At 56.8% G+C, this 7,469-nt stretch carries 7 protein-coding genes and 1 pseudogene; 4 read left to right on the top strand and 4 right to left on the bottom strand.

All coding sequences use genetic code 11. From position 1 onward, the window contains the following. From Q0O05_RS10520 to Q0O05_RS10530, 3 genes and pseudogenes are all read left to right on the top strand, one after another. Positions 1–510 (top strand): annotated as a pseudogene (locus Q0O05_RS10520) (capsule biosynthesis GfcC family protein); the annotation flags it as partial. A gap of 8 nt (positions 511–518) precedes the next feature. Then, the gene (locus tag Q0O05_RS10525; protein WP_293662795.1) at positions 519–1,685 is read left to right on the top strand and encodes a Wzz/FepE/Etk N-terminal domain-containing protein; all 1,167 of its coding nucleotides are present in this window, start codon (positions 519–521) and stop codon (positions 1,683–1,685) included. Then, positions 1,682–2,827 carry a glycosyltransferase gene (locus Q0O05_RS10530; RefSeq protein WP_293662797.1) on the top strand — a complete coding sequence of 382 codons (1,146 nt, stop codon included), beginning with the start codon at positions 1,682–1,684 and terminating at the stop codon, positions 2,825–2,827. Before Q0O05_RS10525 ends, Q0O05_RS10530 begins: the two co-directional genes overlap by 4 nt. A gap of 7 nt (positions 2,828–2,834) precedes the next feature. Here the strand turns inward: Q0O05_RS10530 and Q0O05_RS10535 are convergent, their stop codons facing one another. Together Q0O05_RS10535 and Q0O05_RS10540 are read right to left on the bottom strand one after the other, a co-directional pair. Continuing rightward, positions 2,835–3,746, bottom strand: coding sequence for a stomatin-like protein (locus tag Q0O05_RS10535; RefSeq protein WP_293662799.1), 912 nt, complete (start codon positions 3,744–3,746; stop codon positions 2,835–2,837). Between the two features lie 13 nt (positions 3,747–3,759). Further along, positions 3,760–4,185: an NfeD family protein gene (locus tag Q0O05_RS10540; RefSeq protein WP_293662801.1), complete on the bottom strand. Its 426-nt coding sequence runs from the start codon at positions 4,183–4,185 to the stop codon at positions 3,760–3,762. 130 nt (positions 4,186–4,315) lie between these two features. Between Q0O05_RS10540 and Q0O05_RS10545 the strand changes: the two genes are divergently transcribed. Further along, entirely contained in the window at positions 4,316–6,586 is a 2,271-nt protein-coding gene (locus Q0O05_RS10545) for an arginine/lysine/ornithine decarboxylase (protein WP_293662803.1), read from the top strand. Between the two features lie 90 nt (positions 6,587–6,676). Here the strand turns inward: Q0O05_RS10545 and Q0O05_RS10550 are convergent, their stop codons facing one another. Both Q0O05_RS10550 and Q0O05_RS10555 read right to left on the bottom strand, forming a co-directional pair. Then, positions 6,677–7,021, bottom strand: a complete 345-nt coding sequence (locus tag Q0O05_RS10550; protein ID WP_293662805.1) for a BrnA antitoxin family protein — start codon at positions 7,019–7,021, stop codon at positions 6,677–6,679. Further along, complete coding sequence (locus Q0O05_RS10555) at positions 7,005–7,274, bottom strand: BrnT family toxin (RefSeq protein WP_293662807.1); 270 nt, start codon at positions 7,272–7,274, stop codon at positions 7,005–7,007. The genes Q0O05_RS10550 and Q0O05_RS10555 overlap by 17 nt, the downstream gene beginning before the upstream one ends. Positions 7,275–7,469 lie beyond the last annotated feature (195 nt).

Raw genomic sequence — 7,469 nt, forward strand, 5'->3', positions numbered from 1 at the left:
CAAGAACAGTCCCAGATTCAGTCTCAAATCAACAAGCTCAAGTCGCTCAAGAGCAACGGTAGGCTGGCCCTTGAAATGGACCCTGCGGCTACCACCATCGCAGGGTTACCAAATCTTCCCTTGGAGGATGGAGACCGCTTTTTTGTGCCGCCGGTGCCCGGTTATGTGGCTGCTGCAGGTGCTGTTTACAACGAGAACGCTTTGATTTACCGACCGGGTAAGACGGTAGGCGATGTGCTGCGGGGCGCTGGCCTCACGGACGAGGCTGAGGCCGCCAGCGCATTCATGTTGCGGGCAGACGGCAGCGTGGTCGCCAAGCGCGACCGTGCTAGTTTGTTCGGCGCCGGGTTCGAGTCGATGGCTGTAATGCCAGGCGACACCCTGGTGGTTCCGGCCAAAGTGGACCGAGAAGACGGGTACTCATTCACCGTACGGGCATTGAAAGATTGGACGCAGATTTTGTCGAATCTGGGCATCAGCGCGGCCGCCATCAAGTCGTTGCGCAACTAGGCTCCAGCATGAACTCCGAACCTATTCTTGAAAACGCTGAAGACGACGAAATCGACCTGCTCAGCCTGCTCCAGGTCATTGCCGAAAATCTGCGTCTGCTGATATTGGGGCCCTTATTGATTGGCTTGACAGCCCTTGGGGTGAGTTTTGTGATACCCCCGACGTTTACCGCGAAAACTATCTTCATGCCGCCCCAACAGCAACAGGGCGGCGCGGCCATGATGCTGCAAAGCCTTGGCGCCTTGGGCGGCTTGGCCGGTGCGGCAGCGGGTATAAAAAATCCCAATGATCAGTATGTTTCGCTGATGAAGAGCGAAACAGTGTCCAACGCGCTCATTGCCCGATTTGACCTTGTGAACCGCTATGAAGCGGATACCCAGGTCGACACCCGTACAGCCTTGGCCGCCAACAGCAGAATATCCTCTGGTAAGGACGGGCTGATTACCATCGAAGTAGATGACAAAGATCCACAGATGGCGGCTGATATTACCAATGCTTATGTGGAGGAACTACGTGCATTTTTGGGCAAACTTGCTGTCACTGAAGCACAGAATCGAAGAGTCTTCTTTGAGGCTCGCCTGGAAGAGAGCAAAGAGCAACTAACCCGTGCGGAGCAGGCTTTGCGGGGCTCGGGTGTGAATGTGTCTGCACTCAAATCAAACCCTGCTGCAGCCATCGCGGGTATCGCCCAAATTCAGGCCCAAATAACCGCCCAAGAGATCAAGATTGGAAGTATGCGAGGCTATCTCACGGAGTCCTCTCCCGATTTCAAGCAAGCGCTTACTGAATTAGCCGCACTGCGATCCCAATTTGCCAAACTCGAGCGCCCACCCCAAAGCAGTGATGCCGATGCGGATTACGTGGCACGTTACCGCGATTTCAAATACTACGAAACTCTTTTCGAGTTATTTGCTAAGCAGTTTGAGTTGGCGCGCGTCGATGAAGCTCGCGAGGGGGCGGTCATTCAGATTGTGGACAGAGCTGTTCCACCAGAGCGAAAGAGTAAGCCGAAAAAGGCTTTGATTGCCGTCATTGCAACTTTGGCCTCTGGATTTGCGATTCTGTTGTTTGTGTTTATCCGTCATGCGATGCGAAATGCAATGCAAGACGAGACATCAGCAAGAAAATGGGGGGATTTGAGGCGATCGTTTCACAGGTCGCTGGGGATCAAATGAATCTAAATCAAGTCAGGGATGAAGCTGCCGTTAGTATCTGGCATTTAGTGGATAGTCCAGCCCTATGGGTATCTTTTGCATCCTTTGCCGTTGCTTGGCTCACAGTTCTGACCCAGCGTTATCATGGTCGTTTCAGTATTGACGGCGATACCGGTATCCAGAAGTTTCACACGAACCCCACATCGCGTGTTGGCGGGCTTGCTATCGGATCAGGAGCAGCCTGCGCCTACCTGATAACGCCTTCAGGCGATTTCCAATATCTGTTATGGCCCTTGCTAGTTGCCGGTATTCCAGCGTTTTTGTTTGGTCTGATCGAGGACCTCACCAAAGAGGTTAGTGTCACAGTGCGACTGGTGGCTACCATGGTGTCGGGCTTCACCGCTTGGATGATCACCGGAAACTCCATTTCCAGCGTGCACGTCTGGGGCCTCGACTATTTGTTGGGCTTTACTGCGTTTTCTGTCTTGTTCACCGCGTTTGCTGTGGGCGGTATCGCCAATGCTGTCAACATCATCGATGGATTCAATGGCCTTGCCAGCGGAACTGTCATTATCATTTTCATCGGCTTGGCCCTCATCAATCTGCAACTCGCAGACGTTGAACTCGCTCGCATATGTGTTTTGTTCGCCGCGATTACTTTTGGATTCTTCGTGGTGAATTGGCCTTGGGGAAAGCTCTTTCTCGGGGACGGAGGAGCCTACTTCCTCGGGTTCGCAGTTGCTTGGACGTCGGTGTTGATGATGGCGCGCCATCCGGAGATATCTGCGTGGGCCCTCTTGGTAACTTGCGCATATCCAATTTTGGAAGTCGGTTTCAGTGTGTGGCGGCGTAAAAAGCGGCATTTGAATGTTGGCGACCCTGACCGCTTACATCTGCATAGCCTGGTTAAGCGGCGCTTTATCCGGCAATTAATGCCGAATGCGACCAGTGGTGTCCGGAATTCCATGACCGGTTCGACCATGTGGTTGGCAGCACTCTTGCCGGTTTTTCTGGCGACCAGGTTTTGGAACAACACCCCAGCCTTAATGGCATGTTGTGTGGGTTTGGTGGTTCTTTATTCCCTGATTTATGGGAGGTTGACGCAATTTCGCTGGTGCATCATCCCCGCGCGCAACCGCCCCATCAGTGGCGTCGCGCGCTAGCAAAGCCTTACCGCCCCGTCACCTGCACCATCTTCATCGCGGTGGCAATCAGGCCGGACACTTCGCTCATGTTGCCGGGGATGATGAGGGTGGTGCTGGCATCGGCGGCGACCTTGCCGTAGGCGTCTACGGCGCGTTCGGCGACCTTGAGCTGCACTGCAGCTTCGCCGCCCGGCTGGCGGATGGCGCTTGCTATGCGTTCGATAGCGGCGGCGGTGGCATCGGCCACGGCGGTAATGGACGCTGCTTCGCCCTGCGCTTTATTGATGGCAGCCTGTTTCTCCCCCTCAGAGCGGGCAATGAAGGCTTCGCGCTCGCCGGTGGCTATGTTGATTTGCTCTTGACGGCGGCCTTCGGATGCCGCTATCAGCGCCCGCTTTTCGCGCTCGGCGGTGATCTGGGCTTGCATGGCGTGCAGGATCTCTTTGGGCGGGGTCAGGTCTTTGATCTCATAACGCAAAACCTTTACGCCCCAGTTCAGGGCCGCTTCGTCAATGGCGGCCACCACCTGCGCGTTGATGATGTCGCGCTCCTCGAAGGTCTTGTCGAGCTCGAGCTTGCCGATGACTGAACGCAGAGAGGTTTGCGCGAGTTGCGAGATGGCGATGATGTAGTTGCTCGAGCCGTAGCTGGCACGCATGGCATCGGTCACCTGAAAATACAAAATCCCGTCCACTTGCAGCTGCGTGTTGTCTTTGGTGATGCAGACCTGGCTGGCAATGTCGAGCGGAATTTCCTTGAGCACGTGCTTGTAAGCCACGGTGTCAATAAACGGAACCAGAAAGTTCAGTCCCGGGGTCAGGGTGCCGTGGTACTTACCCAGGCGCTCCACCACCCAGGCGTGCTGCTGGGGGACGACCTTGACCGAGCGCGTGACAAACAGCACGGCAATAACCAAAAGCAAAATGGCGATTTCCATAGGGATTCCCTCGTTAAGTTTTTTCTACCAATAGGCGGTTGCCTACGATTTCAGTCACCCGGTGCAGGCCTGCCTCAGGCACTACGCCGATGCGGTGAATAGCGGTCCAGTGCGCGCCCCGGTATTGCACGCCGGCGGTGCCGTCGGGGTTCCAGGCAGCAATCTCCAGTGTCTCGCCAATGTCCAGATGCAGATTCGGGTTAGCTTGCGCATCGGGCTCCCGCCGCCGGCCCGCGCGCTTCCAGTGCCAGGCCGCGGTCGCCCCGCCGCCAACAAGGGCCGCGCATACCAGTTGTGTGGTAAGGCCCGCACCCGTATGGGCGGCAAGCGCTGCGGCCACTGCGCCGGTGGCCAGCATGAGCAAATAAAACGTGCCGGTCAACAACTCGACGGCAATCATTCCGCCTGCAACCAGCCACCAAAGTGTGGGTTCTGACATCGAGGGCTCCGCGTGTATTGATGACGCCACAGTATGGGCCGATTGGATGTCAGCTGTGCGGACGTGCCGCAATTAGTCCTTACACTTCGCGCCTGTTTGCAATCTTTTGCCCCACCGCTGGAGCCACCCGATGAAGTTTCGCTTTCCCATCATCATCATTGATGAAGATTTCCGTTCAGAAAACACCTCCGGCCTCGGCATTCGCGCCCTGGCCCAGGCCATTGAGTCAGAGGGCTTTGAGATTTTGGGTGTGACCAGTTACGGCGACTTGAGCCAGTTTGCCCAGCAGCAGAGCCGCGCCAGCGCGTTTATCTTGTCGATTGACGATGAGGAGTTCACACCGGGACCGGATCTGGACCCCGCGGTGCTGAATCTGCGCCACTTCATCGAGGAAGTGCGCCGCAAGAACCTGGACGTGCCAATTTATGTGTACGGCGAAACCAAGACCAGCCGCCACATTCCCAACGATATCCTGCGCGAGCTGCATGGCTTCATTCACATGTTTGAAGACACGCCTGAGTTTGTGGCCCGCCACATCATCCGCGAGGCGCGTGGGTACCTCGAGGGTGTGCAGCCGCCATTCTTTAAGGCCCTGCTGGACTACGCAGAAGACGGCTCGTACAGCTGGCACTGCCCGGGACACTCCGGAGGAGTCGCGTTTCTGAAGAGCCCTGTGGGCCAGATGTACCACCAGTTTTATGGTGAAAACATGCTGCGGGCCGACGTGTGCAATGCGGTCGAAGAGCTGGGCCAGTTGCTCGACCACAACGGCGCCATCGGCGCCTCCGAGCGCAATGCAGCGCGCATTTTTAACGCCGACCACTGCTTCTTTGTCACGAACGGCACCTCCACCTCCAACAAGATGGTGTGGCACCACACCGTGGCGCCGGGCGACATCGTCATCGTTGACCGCAACTGCCACAAGAGCAACCTGCATGCCATCATCATGACTGGCGCGATTCCGGTCTTCCTGAAGCCCACACGCAACCATTTCGGCATCATCGGGCCCATCCCCAAGAGCGAGTTCGAGCCGGCAGCGATCCAGGCCAAGATCAAGGCCAACCCTCTGCTGCAAGGGGTTGACGCAGGGAAGGTGAAGCCGCGCATCCTGACATTGACCCAAAGCACCTACGACGGCGTTTTGTACAACACCGAGACCATCAAAAGCCTGGTCGATGGCTATGTGGAAAACATCCACTTCGACGAGGCTTGGCTGCCGCACGCGGCCTTTCACCCGTTCTACGGCACCTATCACGCCATGGGCAAGAACCGGCCGCGCCCCAAGGAGGCGGTCGTTTACAGCACCCAGTCCATCCACAAGCTGCTGGCCGGCATCAGCCAGGCCAGCCATGTCCTGGTGCAGGACTCGCAAACCGTGAAGCTGGACAAGCACTTGTTCAACGAGGCGTACCTGATGCACACCTCCACAAGCCCGCAGTACAGCATCATCGCAAGCTGCGACGTGGCTGCCGCCATGATGGAGCCGCCCGGCGGCACTGCACTGGTGGAAGAGAGCATTGCCGAGGCGCTGGACTTCCGCCGCGCCATGCGCAAGGTGGACGAAGAGTACGGCGACGACTGGTGGTTCAAGGTCTGGGGCCCTGACGCGCTGGCGGACGAAGGCATCGGCAAGGCCTCGGACTGGATCATCAAGGGCGAGAGCAAGAGCGCCAAAGCCAACTGGCACGGCTTCGGCCGCTTGGCCAACGGATTCAACATGCTGGACCCGATCAAGTCCACCATCGTGACGCCAGGGCTGGACCTCAACGGTAAGTTCGCCAAGACCGGCATTCCTGCCTCCATTGTCACCAAATTCCTGGCAGAGCACGGCGTGGTGGTCGAGAAAACCGGCCTCTATAGTTTCTTCATTATGTTCACCATCGGCATCACCAAAGGCCGCTGGAACAGTATGTTGACCGCCTTGCAACAGTTCAAAGACGATTACGCCAAGAACCAGCCCATGTGGCGCGTGTTGCCGGAATTTGTGCAGAAGTACCCACGCTACGAAAAAATGGGCCTGGCGGACCTCTGCCAGCACATCCACCAGCTGTATGCCAAGTTTGATATTGCCCGCCTGACCACCGAGGTGTATCTGAGCGACCTTGTGCCCGCCATGAAGCCCAGCGACGCCTACGCCCACATTGCGCTGCGCAAGACCGAGCGCGTCGAGATCGACCACCTCGAAGGCCGCGTGTCAGTCGGCATGGTGACCCCGTATCCACCCGGCATCCCGCTGCTGGTGCCCGGCGAAGTGTTCACCAAGAAAGTGGTGGACTACCTCAAGTTCTCACGCGAATTTAACGCCAACTGCCCCGGCTTTGAGACCGATGTGCACGGTCTGGTCAGCGAGACAGATGAAAACGGCAAGGTGCGCTACTTTGCGGACTGTGTGAAGGCCTGAAGCTTATTCAATACCCGTCGCACCCAGGTGCTGCCAGGGTTCATTGAAAAGCGCCGAGGGGGCGTTTTTACGCAGGTGAGGGAGCTTGTCTTACACCTGCGAGTGCGTGCGCAACCAATCCTTGACTGCATCGTTGACGCGCGTTTGCCACCCCTTGCCGCTGGCTTTTAGCGTTGCCAGCACGTCAGCATCAAAACGGATGGTTGTTGGTACCTTGAGCGGCTTATTTTTGGGGCCACGCTGGCGGATAGCGCAAAGTTCTGCATAAACCGCTGGCGAGAAAAACTCCTTTGCCGGACGCTCACCGGTCAGCATGTCGGCAGTCCATTCGGGGTTGTCCGCATCGACTGCTATTCCCGCGTTGATTTGGTCCTCTTCCGCAGGACCGGGGAGGCTAAGGATCCGGCCGGATCGGGTCTTAATGGTCTTTGGCATAGCGTTGTACCTCTCTCTGGTTGGCCTTGCGCAGGCTGATGATGCGTACCGATGATTCGCGCAAGGTGAAAACCATCACATAAAGGCGCTTAGTGATCAGGCCATGCGCCACAAAGCGTGCCTCGCCGTAATGTTTGCGGCTGTCAATGGCTACGAAAGCGGTCTCCCACTCAAAGTGCTTCGCCTCGTGAAACCACACCTGATGATGGGCAACGTTGGCAGCGAGCTTCTTCGGATCATGGCTGTATCGCATGCTCTTATTGTAGTAACAAAATTTAAGATTTTTTAATCAATATGTTAGTACGCTTTCGTCCTGAAGTCGCCTGCATTTGGCGTACTGCTCCGGCTGCCATAGAAAAAGCGCCGGCAGAGTAATCTGCCGGCGCTCTTTTTTTGATAGCGGCTAGCGCTTACTGCATAAGCGCTAGCGGCTGAATTGTTGCCTATC

This window comes from Rhodoferax sp. OV413 (assembly GCF_945881795.1).
In the GTDB taxonomy this organism is placed as follows: Bacteria; Pseudomonadota; Gammaproteobacteria; order Burkholderiales; family Burkholderiaceae_C; genus Allorhodoferax.

Coding starts and splice junctions, on each gene's coding strand:
- Q0O05_RS10525 (WP_293662795.1), top strand. CDS start 519: ATGAACTCCGAACCTATTCTTGAAAACGCTGAAGACGACGAAATCGAC.
- Q0O05_RS10530 (WP_293662797.1), top strand. CDS start 1,682: ATGAATCTAAATCAAGTCAGGGATGAAGCTGCCGTTAGTATCTGGCAT.
- Q0O05_RS10535 (WP_293662799.1), bottom strand. CDS start 3,746: ATGGAAATCGCCATTTTGCTTTTGGTTATTGCCGTGCTGTTTGTCACG.
- Q0O05_RS10540 (WP_293662801.1), bottom strand. CDS start 4,185: ATGTCAGAACCCACACTTTGGTGGCTGGTTGCAGGCGGAATGATTGCC.
- Q0O05_RS10545 (WP_293662803.1), top strand. CDS start 4,316: ATGAAGTTTCGCTTTCCCATCATCATCATTGATGAAGATTTCCGTTCA.
- Q0O05_RS10550 (WP_293662805.1), bottom strand. CDS start 7,021: ATGCCAAAGACCATTAAGACCCGATCCGGCCGGATCCTTAGCCTCCCC.
- Q0O05_RS10555 (WP_293662807.1), bottom strand. CDS start 7,274: ATGCGATACAGCCATGATCCGAAGAAGCTCGCTGCCAACGTTGCCCAT.